Source organism: Tannerella serpentiformis (genome assembly GCF_003033925.1).
GTDB lineage: Bacteria > Bacteroidota > Bacteroidia > Bacteroidales > Tannerellaceae > Tannerella > Tannerella serpentiformis.
In genome coordinates, this window is record NZ_CP028365.1 from 1,618,313 (window position 1) to 1,634,711 (window position 16,399).

Here is a 16,399-nt window from a genome sequence, read left to right on the forward strand (position 1 = left end):
TTAAATGGTTAGGTGCAAATCTTCGGTGAAGGCGATTAAGCGATCGAACTCCTCGAATAACTTCTGCGGTGTCACCTTCGCATATCGCTCGGTCATGCGCACTGTGCTATGTCCAAGCATCTTGCTGACGGTCTCGATGGGCACGCCCTGTTCCAAGGTGATGAGCGTAGCGAAGGTGTGTCGAGCGGTGTGTGTGGTGAAGGGCAGCGTGATACCGGCCCGCAGTCGGAGGGCTTTCAGATGCGATTGATAGGTTATGTAATGGATGTGAGGAAGCAACGTATCCCTCGATTCATCATGCAATTTGTTCATCAGTTGAAGGGCCTCGGGCAACAGCTTTACACGGCAGAGGACACCCGTCTTCTGCCGGTTGAACTTCAGCCAAAGGGCGCCTTCGTCGTCGCAGACAAGATGCCCACGGTTCAGTGCCATTAGATCGCAATAGGCGGCGCCGGTGTAACAGGCGAAAAGAAACACATCGCGCGCTGTCTCCAAGTCAGCCTCCCAGCCGTCAAAACAGAGCGCCTTTAACATGTCCAACGCTTCCCTATCGAGCGCTTTGGGCAGTCGACTGTCTCCCTTGTCTACATGCACATTGTCGAATAACAAGGTGTCTGCCGCGCCTTCTCGATACGCCAGCTTGCAGACCTTTTTGACAAGGACGACCATGTTGTAGCAGGTGCTTTGTTTTAGCCCTACCTCTCCGGTTGCGAACTGCTCGAACCGCTTGACGAAGTCTTCCGTGAGCTGCGAAAAGGTCAAGTCCGAAGCGTTATGCTTCGCCCGAATGAACTGTTGCAGCCTCATTCTTGTCTGACGATACAAGACCAAAGACTCTCTTTTGATGTCTATCCCGACGTGCTCCTCCATATCCTCGATCAGGCCGTCAAACCGCTCCAAAAGCATGGTTCGACTCTGCACGCTGCCTTGGAAATGCTCCTTGATGTCGGTTGCGTCAAATGGAGATCCCTTGGCAAGCAAGGACTGATAGGAAGACTGAACGGCAAGAAGGAGGTTGTCCAATCGTCCATTGACTTCGACCGCCTCACGGCTCTTCCCGTCCACCCGACTTTCGCGCGGGTTCCACAAATCGGGATTGCAGAACAGCTTGCAACTGAACTGTGCAATGGAACGCCCCAGCGTGATCCGTCCCATGATCGGCGCCTTGCCCGACCTGTCGCGACTGCTCTTTTTGAGGTAGAGCAACACCTTCATTTTCATGTCATCCATACGCTTTGAAAACTGTGGGCAAAATTACCCGGTTCAAAGCGTCCGTTACCTGTGCAGAATCCTGTATATCAATGCAAAAGAACCGTGTGCGAGAAAGACTCAGTTACCTGCTTTTGCACCCTCGTTACCTGTCGCGGGGCGGGGTAATGCTTTGGTAACTGAACTTCTGCCTAAAATCGCACTTTTCTGCCTTTTACGCTCGACGCAATCGGAAGCATATCGACCCCTTTCTGCCTAATTATCAGTCCACTTACTCCGACATCGAGACTTCTGCTTTTGAGGGGAATAGTTGGTTCGGAACGTATCACAACCACGTTCCGAGGTACCCAAGACCACGTCCGGAACGTATCGCAACCACGTTCCGAGGTACCCAAGACCACGTTCGGAACGTATCAAGACCACGTCCCGAACCTATCGACACCACGTCCGGAACGTATTACAACCACCTCCCTAACGTATTACAACCACCTCGGAACGTATTACAACCACCTCACCAACGTATTCTAACCACCTCGGAACGTATTACAACCACCTCACCAACGTATTTCGACCACCTCGGAACGTATTAAGGGGCTGCCTCGTAACATCCTTCCGATACATAGAAAAGAGGGGCGGAGCACCCTTGTTGCTGGGTGTCCGTCCCTCTCTTGCGGTGTTTACAGCGTCGCCCCGGGGAGGGGGGCGCTGCGTGCGGGAGACTCCTTAGTCGATGAGTCCTTCTTCGCGTGCCTGATCCTCGCCCGACTGGGTGATGAGCTTGTAGCCCTTCCCGTGGATGTTGATGATCTCGATGTTGGGATCGTCGCGGAGCAGCTTGCGCAGCTTGGTGATGTAGACGTCCATGCTGCGGGCGTTGAAGTAGTTGTCGTCTACCCAGATGGTCTTCAGGGCGTAGTTACGCTCCAGCACCTCGTTGGCATGGGCGCAGAGGAGGGTCAGCAGCTCGCACTCTTTGGTGGTGAGCTTGGTCATCTTCTCGCCGATGGTGAGGGTCTGCTTCTGGGTGTCGAACATGAACTGGCCGATGCGATAGAAGGGCACGTCTTTGGGCTTCTTGCCCTTGACGCGGCGCAGGATGGCTTCGATGCGCGAGAGGAGCACCTCCATGCTGAAGGGCTTCGTGAGGTAGTCGTCGGCGCCGTTCTTGAAGCCCTCGAGCACGTCCTCGTTCATCGTCTTGGCGGTGAGGAAGACCAGGGGCACGTCGGGGTTGATCTGGCGGATGTCCTGCGCCAGGGTAAAGCCGTCCTTCTTGGGCATCATCACGTCCAAGAGGCAGATGTCATACTTGGCTTCGGAAAAGCCCTTCAGACCTGCTTCGCCATCGGTGAAGAGGTCGGTGGTAAAACCTTTGGCCTGGAGGTATTCGCGGAGGATCATACCCAGGTTCTCGTCGTCTTCGCAGAGGAAGATTCTCAATTTTTCATCCATCATAATGCTTGTACTATTTAATGAGTGGTAAAGTGATAATGAATTTGGTTCCTGATTTCGATTCCTGTTGTTCGGCGCGGATCGTGCCGCCGTGATCTTCGACGATCTTGTGGACATAGGCCAGGCCCAGTCCGAAGCCTTTCACGTCGTGCACATTGCCGGTGGGGACACGATAGAAGCGAACGAAGATCTTCTTCAGGTGTTCTTTTTTGATGCCGATCCCGTTGTCCTCGATGAGGAATTGGAGCTTGCCGTTCTCGTTGCGGGTGCGGGCCATGAGGCGCAGGGGCACTTCCTTTCGGCGATACTTGACGGCGTTGTCCAGCAGGTTGAAGAGCACGTTGGTCAGGTGCATCTGATCGGCGTAGATGGTGGAGTCCAAGGCGCCGAGATCGAGGTCGATCGTGCCGCCATATTTCTCCACCTTGAGCGTGAAGGTGCTCACCACGGAGGCCAGGAGGTCGTTCGCGTCGATCTCCTTGAGCTTGAGCGCCGTCTTCTGTCGTTCAAAGAGCGACATCTGCAAGACCTTCTCCACGAGGAAGCCCAGCCGCCGCGATTCGTCGTTGATGACGGTCGAGATGTGTTTGAACACCTCGGGTTGCTTCGTGAGGTCCGTGTCGCGGAGCATCTGGGCGGCCAGTGAGATGGTCGATACGGGCGTCTTGAGCTCGTGGGTCATGTTGTTGACGAAGTCGGTTTTCATCTCCGAGAGTCGCTTCTGGCGGAAGATGATGTAGATGGTGGTGATGAACGTGACGAGCAGGATGAACGAGAAGACGATCGAGGGCACCAAGAAGGAGACCGACCCCGAGATGTAGTCGCGCTTCGTAGGGAAATAGACCTTGAGGTAGTTCCACTTCGAGGGCGGATCGTTGGGGTAGAGCACCTGCGTGACCACGTCGGCGGCCCGGGGAGGCTTCTCGAACGATTCGTTTTGATAGACCGTTACGCCGTCCTTGTTCACCACGGCGAAGATGTAGGGCAGATCCAGACCGCTGTTGATGAGCTCAGCGCGGAGGTAGCTGTCGAGCGTACGGAAGTCCACGCGTTCATTGATGGGCTTGAGGTAGGCCGTGTAGACCAGATCATAGAGCACCTCGTCGATCAGTCCGGCCTGATACTGGTAGCGCTTCAGCAGGTTCTTCTGTTGCTCCTCGGAGGCGCGGATGATGGTGTTCTTATGCGGCGGGTTGGCGGTGACGGTTTTGGTCGAGATCTCGATATGCTCGAAACCGCTGTCGGGGCCGCCTTGGATGTAGACTTCGCTGTGGGTGATGTTCTGGGCGATGGCCTGTCGGTCGGGAGGGTTCTTATACATGAAGCTGCTGCCATAGGTGTCGATGTCCTCCTCCATGTATTTGCGGGCCTCGTCTTTCTCCAGCGCCGATGAGACTTCCTCAAGGCAGTGGCGCACGGTGGCGTCGAACTGCTCATTGCTGGTCTTCATAATGATGCTGATGTAGTTGACTTGCAGATAGAGTAGCCCCGCAAAGGCGAAGGCCATCACTATGGCAAGCATCCAAATCGTTGACTTCTTCATTCTCTTCTGTTTCCTGTCCCCGTTTTTAACACAACAAAGAACGGGTATTTCGGTTTAACATTTTACGAAGGGGTAAAAAAATGAGCGTAGCGGGGTCAGGGTGCAGGATCGTTTTCATGGGTGTATATATATAGGTATAGGCCGATCGGCCTTGGATGGCGCATACAGTGCCCCCCTCGGAAGGCGGCCTTTTTCACTTTGCCCTAACTCGGAGCCTCCCCCGAAAAGGCAGAATCTTACTGCCTACTTACCTTTGCCCCCGAAGAAAAAATGATCATTCCCTCGAAAACGAATCAAATAGAAATGGAACGCGATACCCTTGTGCGACTCGAAAACGTGGAGCTGACCTTGGACAGCGATGTCATCCTACGCGACGCCACCTTCTCGCTCCTCAGCGGTGAGTTTGTTTACGTCATCGGACGTGTCGGATCGGGCAAAAGCAGTCTCCTGCGCGCCCTCTACGCCGAGCTGCCCGTAGCCGGTGGCCAGGCCTCCATCATGGGATACGACCTGCACGGCATCAGCCTTCGCGACACGGCCGGACTGCGCCGCCGCCTCGGCATCGTCTTCCAAGACTTTCAGCTGCTCACTGATCGCACCGTCCGGCGCAACCTCGAGTTTGTCCTCCGTGCCACCGGATGGAAAAACCCCGACGACATCGATCGGCGTATCACCGAGACACTCCGCCAAACCGGCATCCCCGACAAAGCCGAGCGCATGCCTCACGAACTCTCTGGCGGCGAACAGCAACGCGTGGCCATCGCCCGCGCCCTACTCAACATGCCCGCCATCATCTTAGCCGATGAGCCTACAGGCAATCTCGATCCGGAAACAGGCCGGCACATCGTCCGACTCCTCCACGACATCTGTCGCAGCGGTACGGCGGTCGTCATGACCACACATAACTACGACCTCGTCCGCCGCTATCCTGCACGCGTCGTCAAATGTGAAGACGGTCGCCTCACCTCCCTCGAGGCACCCATCGAATCAGCAAACATCATCACCCCCTAAAAACATTACCCACATGAACGTATTGAAATTCGGAGGCACCTCCGTCGGCTCCGCTGAACGGATCAAAAACGTGGCACGCCTCATCACCACCGGCGACGAGCCACGCATCGTCGTCCTCTCCGCCATGGCCGGCACGACCAACGCCCTTGTCGAAATAGCCGACTACCTCTACAAGAAAAACCCCGACGGCGCCAACGAGGTCATCAACCGCCTCTCGCTCAAATACGCCGAGGCGATCAACGACCTCTACGCAACGCCAGAATACCGCCAGCGCGCTGAAGAGAGCGTCACGGCGCATTTCGACCTCATCCGCTCACTCATCAAGGACATGTTCACCTCCTTCGAGGAGCGCATCATCTTGGCCCGTGGCGAACTCATGTCCACCGAAATGATGCACCTCTACCTCGCGGAGCAGGGCATCACCTCCACTCCCCTATCGGCCCTCGACTTCATGCGCACCGATAAGAATGCCGAGCCGGACGCCTTCTTTATCAAGGAGAACCTCCTCAACCTCCTCGATCAGTATCCCGACGAAAAGCTCTTCATCACCGAAGGCTACATCTGTCGCAATGCCTATGGCGAGATAGACAACCTCCAGCGTGGTGGCAGCGACTACACCGCTTCGCTCATCGGGGCCGCCGTCCGCGCCTCCGAAGTCCAGATCTGGACCGACATTGACGGCATGCACAACAATGACCCGCGCATTGTCGATGGGACCACGCCCGTCCATCGCCTCAATTTCGACGAGGCCGCCGAGCTGGCCTACTTCGGCGCCAAGATCCTCCACCCCACCTGTATCCTGCCTGCCAAGCAGAGCAACATCCCCGTCCGCCTGCTCAATACCATGCAGCCCGACGCTCCCGGAACGCTCATCTCAAATGAGACAGATCGTGGAACAATCAAAGCCGTCGCCGCCAAAGACAACATCACCGCCATTTGGATCAAAAGCGGACGCATGCTCCTGGCCACCGGCTTTATGCGCAAAGTCTTCGAGACCTTCGAGAACCATCGTACCCCCGTCGATATGGTCACCACCTCCGAAGTGGGTATCTCCGTCACCATTGATAACCCCAAGCACCTTGAAGAGATCGTTGACGATCTCAAGCGCTACGGTACCGTCACCGTCGACCGTGATCTGGTCATCGTCTGTGTCGTTGGCGACCTCTCCTGGCAGCACCTCGGCCTCGAAGTCCGCATCATCAGTGCCCTTCGCGACATCCCAGTCCGCATGATCTCCTACGGCGGCAGTAATTACAACCTTTCTCTCCTTATCCCCGCTGCCGACAAAGCACGCGCGCTCCGGGCTCTCAGCCGCCACCTCTTCGACGCGCCAGAAGCCACCGCAGAGCAATGAATTCACGAATAAATATGCGAACCATTACTACTCATCGAAGCGTCGGGAAAGCCGCTCTCTTGCTCTTCTTCCCCGCTGTTGCCCTCCTACTACAATCAGCTGTCACGCTCTACTTACATGCCGTTGCGCTCTACATAGCCGCTCTCGTCCTCCCTATGACCATCCTCCCCCGACCGCCCTACTCCTTTATCGGCGGTACGGTCTGCCCGCGGGCGTCGTCGTCAAATATGCCCTCGTCTCCCTCGTGCTTATCACCCTCTCCACCCTTCTCCCTTTGCTCTTCTCCAGCGTGTGACACTGCCAGCATCCTTTATCCCCAATTGGAACATTAGAGCAATCCACAACTCCCTAAATCATGGTGCTTGATCGAGAGATGTTCTAATGATCGATTGGGGATGAATCGTATCCGTGATAGTGTGAAGCCGCTTCGCTCCTCCTGTCCTCCTCTTATCCAAACGCAGAAACCCCATCAAGATCTCATTAGGCCCTTCGTAACGTGAGTTCGATGTAGGAATAAAGCCAGCAAGAAAGTTTCTACGGAAGCTACACGATGACCCAAACGCCTTTGGAAATGCTTGCAACATTGTTGCAACGAGGAAAAAGTGCTTTTTGGTGCTTGCAAGACTGTTGCCACGGGGAAAAAGTGGTTTTTGGCGCTTGCAACAATCTTGCAAGCTCCCAAAAGCACTTTGGCCGTTACAGCGCTCTATCAAAGACATCTTTCCGGGATAAGGATCCTCATTTTCTTTCGCCGAATCCGCATTTCGTAACATGGGAAACAAACATCTCGATCGAATGCAACCAAGATCAATCGAAATACACCTCTCAGAAATACCCCAGAGTTTTCCCTCGCGAGTTGTCCCTTTGTCGAGAATGAGGGCGTTACGAAAACTATCTTGCCCCTCCCAAATACGTCGTTTCCCATCCCTCGCTATCTATGTTCTTGCAACACGGAATGCCTTGAAACCCAAATTCATTTCATGTCTCCATTTGCGAGATAGAAAATAGCGCGTATCTTTGCCACCCGAATTTGGAATAAGAAAAAACGTAAACGTGTTTAAACAGTAGAAAGATGCCTACAATTCAACAGTTAGTAAGAAAAGGCAGAGAGTCACTCGTCGTGAAGGGCAAGTCTCCTGCTCTTGATGCCTGCCCGCAGCGAAGAGGTGTGTGCGTGCGCGTCTATACGACCACGCCGAAGAAGCCTAATTCTGCGATGCGTAAAGTGGCTCGTGTTCGTTTGACCAATCATAAGGAGGTGAACTCCTATATTCCGGGTGAGGGGCACAACCTACAAGAGCACTCCATCGTTATGGTACGTGGTGGCCGTGTGAAAGATCTGCCTGGTGTTCGCTATCATATTGTTCGTGGCACGCTCGATACAGCGGGTGTAGCAGGACGTACGCAGCGGCGTTCAAAGTATGGTGCTAAGCGTCCGAAGCCGGGAGCTGCTTCGGCTGGAAAGACCGCAGGGAAGGGTAAGAAGTAAGTACACTGCGAGAGAGAAGATATAAGAGTTCGAAATTTCATAATCGGTTTGAGTGATTGGGATAGATAGAGATTGATGACATTGAGGGTTGAGTAAATGACTCGGAGGAGTCGTTGAAGACAGGATAAAGAATCAACAACCAAGCGCGAAAACGAAAATTCTGAAGACAAATGAGAAAATCAAAGCCAAAGAAACGGCAGATCCTCCCGGATCCTGTCTATGGTGATGTGCGGGTTACAAAGTTTGTAAACCATCTGATGTACGACGGTAAGAAAACAGTGTCGTACGAAATCTTTTATACCGCATTGGAACGCGTGAAGGCAAAAATGCCAAACGAAGAGAAGTCAGCGCTCGAAATTTGGAAGGCGGCGCTCGAAAATATAACCCCGCAAGTAGAAGTGAAGTCTCGCCGAGTAGGCGGAGCTACATTTCAGGTTCCTACTGAGATCCGCCCGGATCGTAAGGAGTCCATTTCAATGAAAAATTTAATAGAGTACGCTCGCAAACGCGGGGGAAAGTCGATGTCGGAGAAGCTGAGTGCCGAGATTGTCGATGCGTTCAATAGTCAAGGTGGCGCATTCAAGCGTAAGGAAGACATGCACCGCATGGCTGAAGCCAACCGTGCGTTTGCCTATTTCCGTTTCTAACAATGAGCAATAAAAAAGAAGATGAGTAAGGCTGACGAAATACTGAAATATACACGGAATATCGGCATCATGGCGCATATCGATGCTGGGAAAACAACGACATCGGAACGTATTCTTTTTTACACAGGTCTAACACACAAGATCGGTGAGGTGCACGATGGTGCCGCTACGATGGACTGGATGGCGCAGGAACAGGAGCGAGGAATCACGATTACGTCTGCTGCTACTACGACTTTCTGGAACTACAATAAGGAGAAGTACAAAATTAATTTGATTGATACCCCCGGACACGTAGACTTTACCGTTGAGGTGGAGCGTTCTCTACGTATCTTAGACGGAGCCGTAGCAGCGTTTTGTGCTGTAGGTGGGGTTGAGCCACAGTCGGAGACGGTATGGCGTCAAGCCGATAAATACAATGTGCCTCGTATCGGATATGTGAACAAAATGGATCGTTCGGGTGCCAACTTCTTTGAAGTGGTACGTCAGGTGCATGACGTGCTGGGTGCTACACCTTGTCCGATTCAAATACCGATTGGTGCGGAAGAAAGTTTTAAAGGCGTCGTTGATTTGGTAACGATGAAGGCGATCTATTGGCACGACGAGACGATGGGCGCCGAGTATGAAATCGATGAGATTTCGGCTGATTTACAAGCTGAGGCGCAAGAATGGCGTGACAAGATGCTGGAAACCATTGCGGAATTCGATGATGCGGTGATGGAGAAGTATTTCGATGATCCGTCGAAGATTACTGAAGACGAAATTCGTGCTGCTATTCGCAAGGGGACGTTGTCAATGAAGATCAACCCGATGATATGTGGGTCTTCTTTTAAGAATAAAGGTGTGCAGACTCTGCTTGACGCTGTTTGTGCGTACTTGCCTAGCCCGGCGGATACACCGGCAGTGACAGGACATGATCCGCGCAATTCAGAGGTCGTAATTGAGCGTAAACCTCTTCCTGAAGAGCCCTTGACAGCACTGGCATTTAAGATTGCAACGGATCCTTATGTGGGGCGTTTGTGCTATTTCCGCGTATATTCTGGAGTGGTAATAGCGGGGTCGTATGTTTTGAATACACGCTCTGACAAGAAGGAGCGTATCTCTCGTTTGTTCCAAATGCACTCGAACAAACAGAATCCAATGGAAAAAATTGGTTGTGGAGATATTGGAGCTGGTGTCGGTTTCAAGGATATACGTACAGGTGATACACTTTGCGACGAAAACCATCCGATTACTCTCGAATCAATCGAATTTCCCGATCCAGTTATAGGTGTTGCGGTTGAGCCTAAGACACAGAAGGATCTTGATAAATTGGGAGTAGGCTTAGCCAAGTTGGCGGAAGAAGATCCAACATTCCGTGTAGAGACGAATGAAGAGACGGGACAAACCGTTATTCGCGGTATGGGCGAGCTCCATCTTGAAATTATTATCGATCGCTTGCGCCGTGAGTTTAAAGTTGAATGTAATCAGGGACGCCCACTTGTATCGTATAAGGAGGCTATCACAAAGCCGGTTGAGCTGCGTGAAGTTTACAAGAAGCAGACAGGTGGTCGTGGTAAATTTGCTGATATCATTGTGCGTCTCGAGCCTGCTGATCCTGATTTTGAAGGCCACTTGCAATTTGTGGATGAAGTGAAAGGTGGAAACGTTCCCAAAGAGTTCATTCCATCCGTGCAAAAAGGTTTTGAGAAGGCAATGACTAACGGTGTACTGGCGGGTTATCCATTGGATAGCATGAAGGTGACGTTGATAGATGGCTCTTTCCATCCGGTGGACTCTGACCAATTGTCATTCGAGATATGTGCTATTCAGGCCTTCAAGAATGCATCAGAGAAGGCGGCTCCTGTTCTTATGGAACCCATTATGAAGCTGGAGGTTGTTACTCCAGAGGAAAATATGGGAGATGTGATTGGCGACTTAAACAAGCGTCGTGGACAAGTCGAGGGTATGGAGTCAAGCCGTACGGGCACTCGCATCGTAAAAGCAAAGGTGCCGTTAGCTGAGACCTTTGGCTATGTGACAGCTTTGCGTACTATCACCTCTGGTCGTGCAACATCGTCTATGCAATTCTCTCACTATGCCCAGGTATCCCCATCAATTGCCAAGCAAGTGCTGACAGAGGTGCAAGGTCGGGTCGATTTGATTAAATAATATAGTAACATAGCGATATGAGCCAAAAAATCAGAATAAAATTAAAGTCTTACGATTATTCTTTAGTTGATAAATCGTCAGAGAAGATTGTGAAGACAGTAAAGGCTACCGGGGCCGTAGTAAGCGGCCCTATCCCCTTGCCAACACATAAGCGGATTTTTACCGTGAATCGCTCGACTTTCGTTAACAAAAAGTCGCGTGAGCAGTTTGAACTTTCTTCGTATAAGCGTTTGATTGACATCTATAGTTCAACTGCGAAGACGGTAGATGCGTTGATGAAACTAGAGCTCCCCAGTGGTGTAGAGGTTGAAATAAGAGTGTGAAATAGTTTAATAGATAAGCGAAATGCCGGGATTGTTAGGAAAAAAAATCGGAATGACATCCATTTTCAGTACCGAGGGAAAGAATCTTCCATGTACTGTTATCGAAGTAGGTCCTTGTGTAGTTACGCAAATAAAAACCGTAGAGAATGACGGCTACGAGGCAATTCAGTTGGGCTTTCAAGAGAAGAAAGAAAAGCATACGACAAAGCCGGAAGCTGGCCATTTCAAGAAAGCGGGTGTAGCTCCACAAAGATACTTGGCTGAGTTCAAAAATTTCAGCGCTGAGTATAAGCTTGGCGATGTACTCACAGTGGATTTCTTGAATGACACAACATATGTAGACGTCGTCGGTACTTCTAAAGGGAAGGGTTTTCAAGGAGTCGTTAAACGTCATGGATTTGGTGGTGTAGGTCAGAGTACACACGGACAGCATAATCGTGCTCGTAAGCCAGGTAGTATCGGTGCCTGTTCTTATCCAGCAAAGGTGTTTAAAGGTACACGTATGGGAGGGCAGATGGGCAATGTTCGTGTAACTGTCCAAAATTTGGAAGTGATCAAGATCCTTCCGGAGAATAACCTTCTGCTAGTGAAAGGTTCTATTCCGGGAGCGAAAGGTTCAATCGTATTAATAGAGAAGTGAGTGTATGATACTGAGCGTATTGAATAGAAGAGGAGAAGATACTGGTAGAACCGTAGAATTAAGTGACGCTGTATTTGGTATCGAACCGAGTGACCACGCCATCTATTTGGATGTAAAACAATATATGGCTAACAATCGTCAAGGGACACATAAATCAAAGGAAAGGAGTGAGGTCTCTGGAAGTACGCGTAAACTTATCCGCCAAAAAGGTGGTGGAGGAGCTCGTAGAGGGGATATTAATTCTCCTGTACTTGTAGGTGGTGGGCGTGTTTTTGGCCCGAGACCGCGCGATTATAGTTTTAAGCTAAATAAGAAGGTAAAGCTTCTAGCACGTAGATCAGCTCTTTCTCATAAAGCAAAAGACAATGCAATTATGATTGTCGAGGATTTTACGATGGATGTTCCGAAAACTAAGGAGTTCATAGCGATAGTGAAGGATTTAAAGTTAGAGGGCAAGAAAATGTTGTTCGTGCTTCCAGAGAACAATCGTGCTATTTATCTGTCGGCACGTAATCTATCCCAGACTAGGGTGATGAATGTCTCAGAATTAAATACTTATCGGGTAATGGATGCTGCGGCTCTTGTGTTTACAGAGAGATCGATAGCAGTGGTTGAACAACTTTTAAATGCGTAAGGAGGCGAAATGATGGGATTAATTATTAAGCCGATATTAACAGAAAAGCAAACTCTAATCACAGAAAAAAGGCCAAATCGCTATGGATTTTATGTGACTCCTGACGCGAATAAATTAGAAATTAAGAGGGCCGTTGAGGAAATGTATAAGGTGAGTGTAGAGAGCGTAAATACGATGAACTATTTCGGTAAACGAAAGAGCCGTTATACGAGATCTGGCGTTATCAATGGTAAGCAATCTGCTTATAAAAAGGCAATCGTTTCATTAAAAGAGGGAGAGGTGATTGACTTCTTTGCGAATATTTAATAGAGAAAAATGGGTATACGTAAATTAAAGCCCACATCACCAGGGCAGAGGCATAAGGTTATTGGTGCATTTGATAAGATTACCGCAAGTACACCGGAGAAGTCTCTTGTTGTAGGTAAGAAGAAAACAGGAGGACGAAATAACACTGGTAAAATGACTATGCGTTATATCGGTGGAGGGCATAAACGTCGTTTTCGTCTTATTGATTTTAAGAGAAATAAAGATGGTGTTCCGGCAACAGTAAGATCTATAGAATACGATCCTAATAGGACCTCTCGTATTGCGTTGCTGTATTATGCCGATGGAGATAAACGATATATCGTGGCACCAAACGGCTTGGAGGTTGGTCAGACAGTAATGTCTGGAAAAGATGCGCCTCCTGAGATAGGAAATTCGTTGCCTATGCAAAATATTCCGGTCGGCACGATTATTCATAACATAGAACTTCGTCCTGGGCAAGGGGCTAAGTTGGTTCGTTCCGCAGGTGCATTTGCACAATTAACATCAAAAGAAGGGACTTATACGGTCATAAAGATGCCTTCAGGTGAAACTCGGCGAATACTTTCTGCATGTAAGGCTACGGTGGGAAGCGTGGGAAATTCTGATCATGCTCTTGAAAAATCAGGGAAGGCTGGACGTTCAAGATGGTTGGGACGTCGTCCGCATAATCGTGGTGTTGTAATGAATCCGGTAGATCACCCGATGGGTGGTGGTGAAGGACGTGCTTCAGGAGGTCTTCCTCGTTCTCGTAAGGGCTTATATGCAAAGGGACTAAAAACAAGAGCTCCTCAAAAAGCATCCTCTAAGTATATCATTGAGAGAAGAAAGAAATAAACTGATTAATTGAGAGAATATGAGTCGTTCGCTAAAAAAAGGTCCATATATCAACATTAAATTGGAGAAGAAAATCTTGGTCATGAATGAATCGGGCAAAAAAGCTGTAGTAAAAACGTGGGCACGAGCATCAATGATATCTCCTGATTTTGTAGGGCATACTATAGCTGTCCATAATGGGAATAAGTTTATACCAGTGTTTATTACCGAAAATATGGTAGGACACAAATTGGGAGAATTCTCACCGACACGTATATTTCGAGGACATGCCGGGAGTAAGAAGTAAAATAATAGAAAGGTAAATATAGAATGGGCAAGAGAAAGAAGGTATCAGCAGACGCCAGAAAAGAGTCCCTGAAGAATGTCTCTTTTGCTAAGTTGCGAAATGTGCCTAGTTCGCCTCGTAAGATGCGCTTGATCGTTGATACAATTCGTGGTATGGAAGTATTCAGAGCATTAGGTGTATTGAGATTCTCAAATAAAGATGCTGCGATACCGGTGGAAAAGCTTCTTCGTTCAGCTATCGCTAATTGGGAACAAAAAAATGAACGTCGAGCTGAAAGCGGAGAACTATTTGTTGCATCTGTAAATGTAGATGCTGCGACGACCCTTAAACGTATGCGTCCCGCTCCCCAAGGAAGAGGTTTCCGCATTAGGAAACGTTCGAATCACATAACATTGTTCGTTGATACAAAGAATATGGCCTCTAAGGTGTTGAGTGTAAGTGATAAGAATAAGGACGATCAAAATTAAGAATAGATGGGACAGAAAATAAATCCGATTAGTAATCGTTTAGGTATTATTCGAGGTTGGGATTCTAACTGGTATGGGGGTAATAGCTATGGAGATACATTGCTGGAAGATAGTAAAATCCGCAGTTATCTGAATACCCGTCTGGCTAAAGCAAGTGTATCACGGATTGTTATTGAGCGCACGTTGAAACTTGTAACGATCACAGTGTGTACTTCGCGTCCAGGTATCATTATAGGTAAGGCTGGTGCAGAAGTGGATAAGCTGAAAGAGGAGTTAAAGAAAGTCACAGATAAAGATGTGCAGATTAACATCTTTGAGGTAAAACGTCCGGAATTGGATGCCGTGATTGTCGCTAATAATATTGCTCGTCAGCTAGAAGGAAAGATTGCGTATCGCCGTGCCATTAAGATGGCAATAGCTTCGACCATGAGGATGGGAGCGGAAGGAATTAAGATACAGGTTTCAGGACGGTTAAATGGTGCCGAAATGGCGCGTTCAGAAATGTATAAGGAAGGTCGTACACCTCTCCACACGTTTCGGGCGGATATCGATTATGCATTGGCTGAAGCCTTGACAAAGGTTGGTCTGATCGGTGTTAAGGTTTGGATTTGTCGTGGAGAGATATACGGCAAAAAGGATCTAGCTCCCTCTTTTTCTACACCTCGGGATTTTGCACGCCGTGCAGGAGATGGCGGTGTGAGACGCGATAACCGTGGAGGTAAATCATATAGAAGAAGGGATAGAGATAGGATTAGTCGTTAATTTGAATAAGACAGGATTATGTTACAACCGAAGAAAACTAAATACAGGAGGTCTCAGAAGGGGCGCGCAAAGGGTTGTGCGCAACGAGGTAACCAGTTAGCTTTTGGTTCATTTGGCATCAAGTCATTAGGAACAAAATGGATTACTGGTAGACAAATTGAAGCCGCGCGTATTGCTGTTACAAGACATATGCAGCGTCAGGGGCAGGTTTGGGTTCGCATCTTTCCAGATAAACCGATTACAAAGAAGCCGTTAGACGTACGTATGGGTAAAGGAAAAGGAAATCCGGAAGGATTTGTAGCTTCGATTACACCGGGACGTCTTATCTTTGAAGTAGAAGGAGTGTCTTTTGAAATCGCAAAGGAAGCATTGCGTTTGGCTGCTCAGAAGCTTCCGGTAACGACGAAGTTTGTTGTTCGTCATGATTATGATATGCAGAATGAAATGGCATAAATGTTATGAAGATAAAAGAAATAAGAGAGTTGAGCATTAAAGAGCTGCATGAAAGGATTGATGCGGAAAGCTCTTCTCTTAATCAGAATAGGATTAATCATAGTATTTCGCCGCTGGACAATCCCTCTGCTATTAAGGAACAGCGTCGTTCTATTGCTAGATTAAATACGGAGTTGCGTCAACGTGAATTGAATGACAATAAGGTTTGATATGGGAACAAGAAACTTGAGAAAAGAAAGGACAGGGATAGTCTTTAGCAACAAGATGGATAAGAGCATTACTGTTGCTGTACGATGGAAAGAGAAGCATCCCATTTATGGCAAGTTTGTCAATAAGACAAAGAAATATCATGCCCATGACGAGAGGAACGAATGTAATGAGGGTGATACTGTAAGAATTATGGAGACGCGTCCGTTGAGTAAGACGAAAAGATGGCGTTTGGTTCAGATCATAGAAAGGGCAAAATGATATGATACAGCAGGAGACAAGATTAGTAGTAGCCGATAATAGTGGGGCTAAAGAAGCCCTCTGCATCCGTGTTTTAGGAGGTACGCGTAAACGCTATGCTACCGTTGGCGATATTATAGTTGTAACGGTGAAGAGTGTAATCCCTTCGAGTGATATGAAAAAAGGGGCAGTCTCAAAGGCGATTATTGTACGGACGAAAAAAGAGATCCGTCGTCAAGACGGTTCTTATATTCGTTTCGATGATAATGCATGTGTATTGCTTAATCAGGCTGGGGAAATTAGGGGAAGCCGTATTTTTGGACCTGTTGCTCGTGAGCTGCGTGGAGCTAATATGAAGATTGTTTCATTAGCACCAGAGGTGCTGTGATTTATA

General features: G+C 49.1%; 20 protein-coding genes. 17 read left to right on the plus strand and 3 right to left on the minus strand.

What is annotated here, in order from left to right:
- From C7123_RS06680 to C7123_RS06690, 3 genes are all read right to left on the minus strand, one after another.
- A complete protein-coding gene (locus C7123_RS06680) occupies positions 1-1,230 on the minus strand; it encodes a site-specific integrase (protein ID WP_069174883.1) in 1,230 nt (409 codons plus the stop codon).
- A gap of 702 nt (positions 1,231-1,932) precedes the next feature.
- Complete coding sequence (gene rprY / locus C7123_RS06685; RefSeq protein WP_037982229.1) at positions 1,933-2,661, minus strand: response regulator transcription factor RprY; 729 nt, start codon at positions 2,659-2,661, stop codon at positions 1,933-1,935.
- Between the two features lie 13 nt (positions 2,662-2,674).
- Positions 2,675-4,204 (minus strand): sensor histidine kinase, encoded by a 1,530-nt coding sequence (locus tag C7123_RS06690; RefSeq protein WP_037982131.1) that lies wholly within the window; start codon positions 4,202-4,204, stop codon positions 2,675-2,677.
- Between the two features lie 303 nt (positions 4,205-4,507).
- On the opposite strand from C7123_RS06690, the gene C7123_RS06695 reads away from it, so the two are divergent.
- The 17 genes from C7123_RS06695 (at position 4,508) to rplN (ending at position 16,393) form a co-directional block, all read left to right on the plus strand.
- A complete protein-coding gene (locus C7123_RS06695) occupies positions 4,508-5,215 on the plus strand; it encodes a cell division ATP-binding protein FtsE (RefSeq protein ID WP_069176453.1) in 708 nt (235 codons plus the stop codon).
- Positions 5,216-5,228: 13 nt separating this feature from the next.
- Positions 5,229-6,569 carry an aspartate kinase gene (locus C7123_RS06700; protein ID WP_069176221.1) on the plus strand — a complete coding sequence of 447 codons (1,341 nt, stop codon included), beginning with the start codon at positions 5,229-5,231 and terminating at the stop codon, positions 6,567-6,569.
- Between the two features lie 1,072 nt (positions 6,570-7,641).
- Complete coding sequence (gene rpsL, locus C7123_RS06705) at positions 7,642-8,058, plus strand: 30S ribosomal protein S12 (RefSeq protein WP_069176222.1); 417 nt, start codon at positions 7,642-7,644, stop codon at positions 8,056-8,058.
- Between the two features lie 170 nt (positions 8,059-8,228).
- Positions 8,229-8,705: a 30S ribosomal protein S7 gene (rpsG, locus tag C7123_RS06710; protein WP_037982141.1), complete on the plus strand. Its 477-nt coding sequence runs from the start codon at positions 8,229-8,231 to the stop codon at positions 8,703-8,705.
- Between the two features lie 21 nt (positions 8,706-8,726).
- Positions 8,727-10,853 carry an elongation factor G gene (gene fusA, locus C7123_RS06715; protein ID WP_069176223.1) on the plus strand — a complete coding sequence of 709 codons (2,127 nt, stop codon included), beginning with the start codon at positions 8,727-8,729 and terminating at the stop codon, positions 10,851-10,853.
- Between the two features lie 17 nt (positions 10,854-10,870).
- Positions 10,871-11,176, plus strand: a complete 306-nt coding sequence (rpsJ, locus tag C7123_RS06720; RefSeq protein WP_037982147.1) for a 30S ribosomal protein S10 — start codon at positions 10,871-10,873, stop codon at positions 11,174-11,176.
- 22 nt (positions 11,177-11,198) lie between these two features.
- Complete coding sequence (rplC, locus tag C7123_RS06725; protein ID WP_069176224.1) at positions 11,199-11,816, plus strand: 50S ribosomal protein L3; 618 nt, start codon at positions 11,199-11,201, stop codon at positions 11,814-11,816.
- Positions 11,817-11,820: 4 nt separating this feature from the next.
- Positions 11,821-12,450, plus strand: a complete 630-nt coding sequence (rplD, locus tag C7123_RS06730) for a 50S ribosomal protein L4 (protein ID WP_069176225.1) — start codon at positions 11,821-11,823, stop codon at positions 12,448-12,450.
- A 12-nt stretch (positions 12,451-12,462) separates the two neighbouring features.
- Positions 12,463-12,756, plus strand: coding sequence for a 50S ribosomal protein L23 (gene rplW, locus C7123_RS06735; RefSeq protein WP_069176454.1), 294 nt, complete (start codon positions 12,463-12,465; stop codon positions 12,754-12,756).
- A 9-nt stretch (positions 12,757-12,765) separates the two neighbouring features.
- Complete coding sequence (gene rplB, locus C7123_RS06740; protein ID WP_083206997.1) at positions 12,766-13,590, plus strand: 50S ribosomal protein L2; 825 nt, start codon at positions 12,766-12,768, stop codon at positions 13,588-13,590.
- A 19-nt stretch (positions 13,591-13,609) separates the two neighbouring features.
- Positions 13,610-13,876: a 30S ribosomal protein S19 gene (gene rpsS, locus C7123_RS06745; RefSeq protein WP_083206998.1), complete on the plus strand. Its 267-nt coding sequence runs from the start codon at positions 13,610-13,612 to the stop codon at positions 13,874-13,876.
- 23 nt (positions 13,877-13,899) lie between these two features.
- Positions 13,900-14,343: a 50S ribosomal protein L22 gene (gene rplV / locus C7123_RS06750; protein ID WP_069176226.1), complete on the plus strand. Its 444-nt coding sequence runs from the start codon at positions 13,900-13,902 to the stop codon at positions 14,341-14,343.
- A 6-nt stretch (positions 14,344-14,349) separates the two neighbouring features.
- On the plus strand, positions 14,350-15,105 hold the full coding sequence (rpsC, locus tag C7123_RS06755; protein ID WP_069176227.1) for a 30S ribosomal protein S3: 756 nt from the start codon (positions 14,350-14,352) through the stop codon (positions 15,103-15,105).
- 18 nt (positions 15,106-15,123) lie between these two features.
- A complete protein-coding gene (rplP, locus tag C7123_RS06760; protein ID WP_037982160.1) occupies positions 15,124-15,558 on the plus strand; it encodes a 50S ribosomal protein L16 in 435 nt (144 codons plus the stop codon).
- A gap of 5 nt (positions 15,559-15,563) precedes the next feature.
- On the plus strand, positions 15,564-15,767 hold the full coding sequence (gene rpmC, locus C7123_RS06765) for a 50S ribosomal protein L29 (protein WP_069176228.1): 204 nt from the start codon (positions 15,564-15,566) through the stop codon (positions 15,765-15,767).
- A 1-nt stretch (position 15,768) separates the two neighbouring features.
- Positions 15,769-16,026 (plus strand): 30S ribosomal protein S17, encoded by a 258-nt coding sequence (gene rpsQ, locus C7123_RS06770; protein ID WP_037982162.1) that lies wholly within the window; start codon positions 15,769-15,771, stop codon positions 16,024-16,026.
- Between the two features lies 1 nt (position 16,027).
- Positions 16,028-16,393: a 50S ribosomal protein L14 gene (gene rplN, locus C7123_RS06775; protein WP_037982163.1), complete on the plus strand. Its 366-nt coding sequence runs from the start codon at positions 16,028-16,030 to the stop codon at positions 16,391-16,393.
- Positions 16,394-16,399: the final 6 nt, after the last annotated feature.

Excerpts from the sequence above, each read along its gene's own strand:
- rpsG (WP_037982141.1), top strand. The coding sequence starts at position 8,229 with ATGAGAAAATCAAAGCCAAAGAAACGGCAGATCCTCCCGGATCCTGTC.
- C7123_RS06690 (WP_037982131.1), bottom strand. The coding sequence starts at position 4,204 with ATGAAGAAGTCAACGATTTGGATGCTTGCCATAGTGATGGCCTTCGCC.
- rplC (WP_069176224.1), top strand. The coding sequence starts at position 11,199 with ATGCCGGGATTGTTAGGAAAAAAAATCGGAATGACATCCATTTTCAGT.
- rplD (WP_069176225.1), top strand. The coding sequence starts at position 11,821 with ATGATACTGAGCGTATTGAATAGAAGAGGAGAAGATACTGGTAGAACC.
- rpsJ (WP_037982147.1), top strand. The coding sequence starts at position 10,871 with ATGAGCCAAAAAATCAGAATAAAATTAAAGTCTTACGATTATTCTTTA.
- C7123_RS06680 (WP_069174883.1), bottom strand. The coding sequence starts at position 1,230 with ATGGATGACATGAAAATGAAGGTGTTGCTCTACCTCAAAAAGAGCAGT.
- C7123_RS06695 (WP_069176453.1), top strand. The coding sequence starts at position 4,508 with ATGGAACGCGATACCCTTGTGCGACTCGAAAACGTGGAGCTGACCTTG.
- rpmC (WP_069176228.1), top strand. The coding sequence starts at position 15,564 with ATGAAGATAAAAGAAATAAGAGAGTTGAGCATTAAAGAGCTGCATGAA.
- rplV (WP_069176226.1), top strand. The coding sequence starts at position 13,900 with ATGGGCAAGAGAAAGAAGGTATCAGCAGACGCCAGAAAAGAGTCCCTG.
- C7123_RS06700 (WP_069176221.1), top strand. The coding sequence starts at position 5,229 with ATGAACGTATTGAAATTCGGAGGCACCTCCGTCGGCTCCGCTGAACGG.
- rpsC (WP_069176227.1), top strand. The coding sequence starts at position 14,350 with ATGGGACAGAAAATAAATCCGATTAGTAATCGTTTAGGTATTATTCGA.
- rpsL (WP_069176222.1), top strand. The coding sequence starts at position 7,642 with ATGCCTACAATTCAACAGTTAGTAAGAAAAGGCAGAGAGTCACTCGTC.
- fusA (WP_069176223.1), top strand. The coding sequence starts at position 8,727 with ATGAGTAAGGCTGACGAAATACTGAAATATACACGGAATATCGGCATC.
- rplB (WP_083206997.1), top strand. The coding sequence starts at position 12,766 with ATGGGTATACGTAAATTAAAGCCCACATCACCAGGGCAGAGGCATAAG.
- rprY (WP_037982229.1), bottom strand. The coding sequence starts at position 2,661 with ATGGATGAAAAATTGAGAATCTTCCTCTGCGAAGACGACGAGAACCTG.
- rplW (WP_069176454.1), top strand. The coding sequence starts at position 12,463 with ATGGGATTAATTATTAAGCCGATATTAACAGAAAAGCAAACTCTAATC.
- rpsQ (WP_037982162.1), top strand. The coding sequence starts at position 15,769 with ATGGGAACAAGAAACTTGAGAAAAGAAAGGACAGGGATAGTCTTTAGC.
- rplN (WP_037982163.1), top strand. The coding sequence starts at position 16,028 with ATGATACAGCAGGAGACAAGATTAGTAGTAGCCGATAATAGTGGGGCT.
- rpsS (WP_083206998.1), top strand. The coding sequence starts at position 13,610 with ATGAGTCGTTCGCTAAAAAAAGGTCCATATATCAACATTAAATTGGAG.
- rplP (WP_037982160.1), top strand. The coding sequence starts at position 15,124 with ATGTTACAACCGAAGAAAACTAAATACAGGAGGTCTCAGAAGGGGCGC.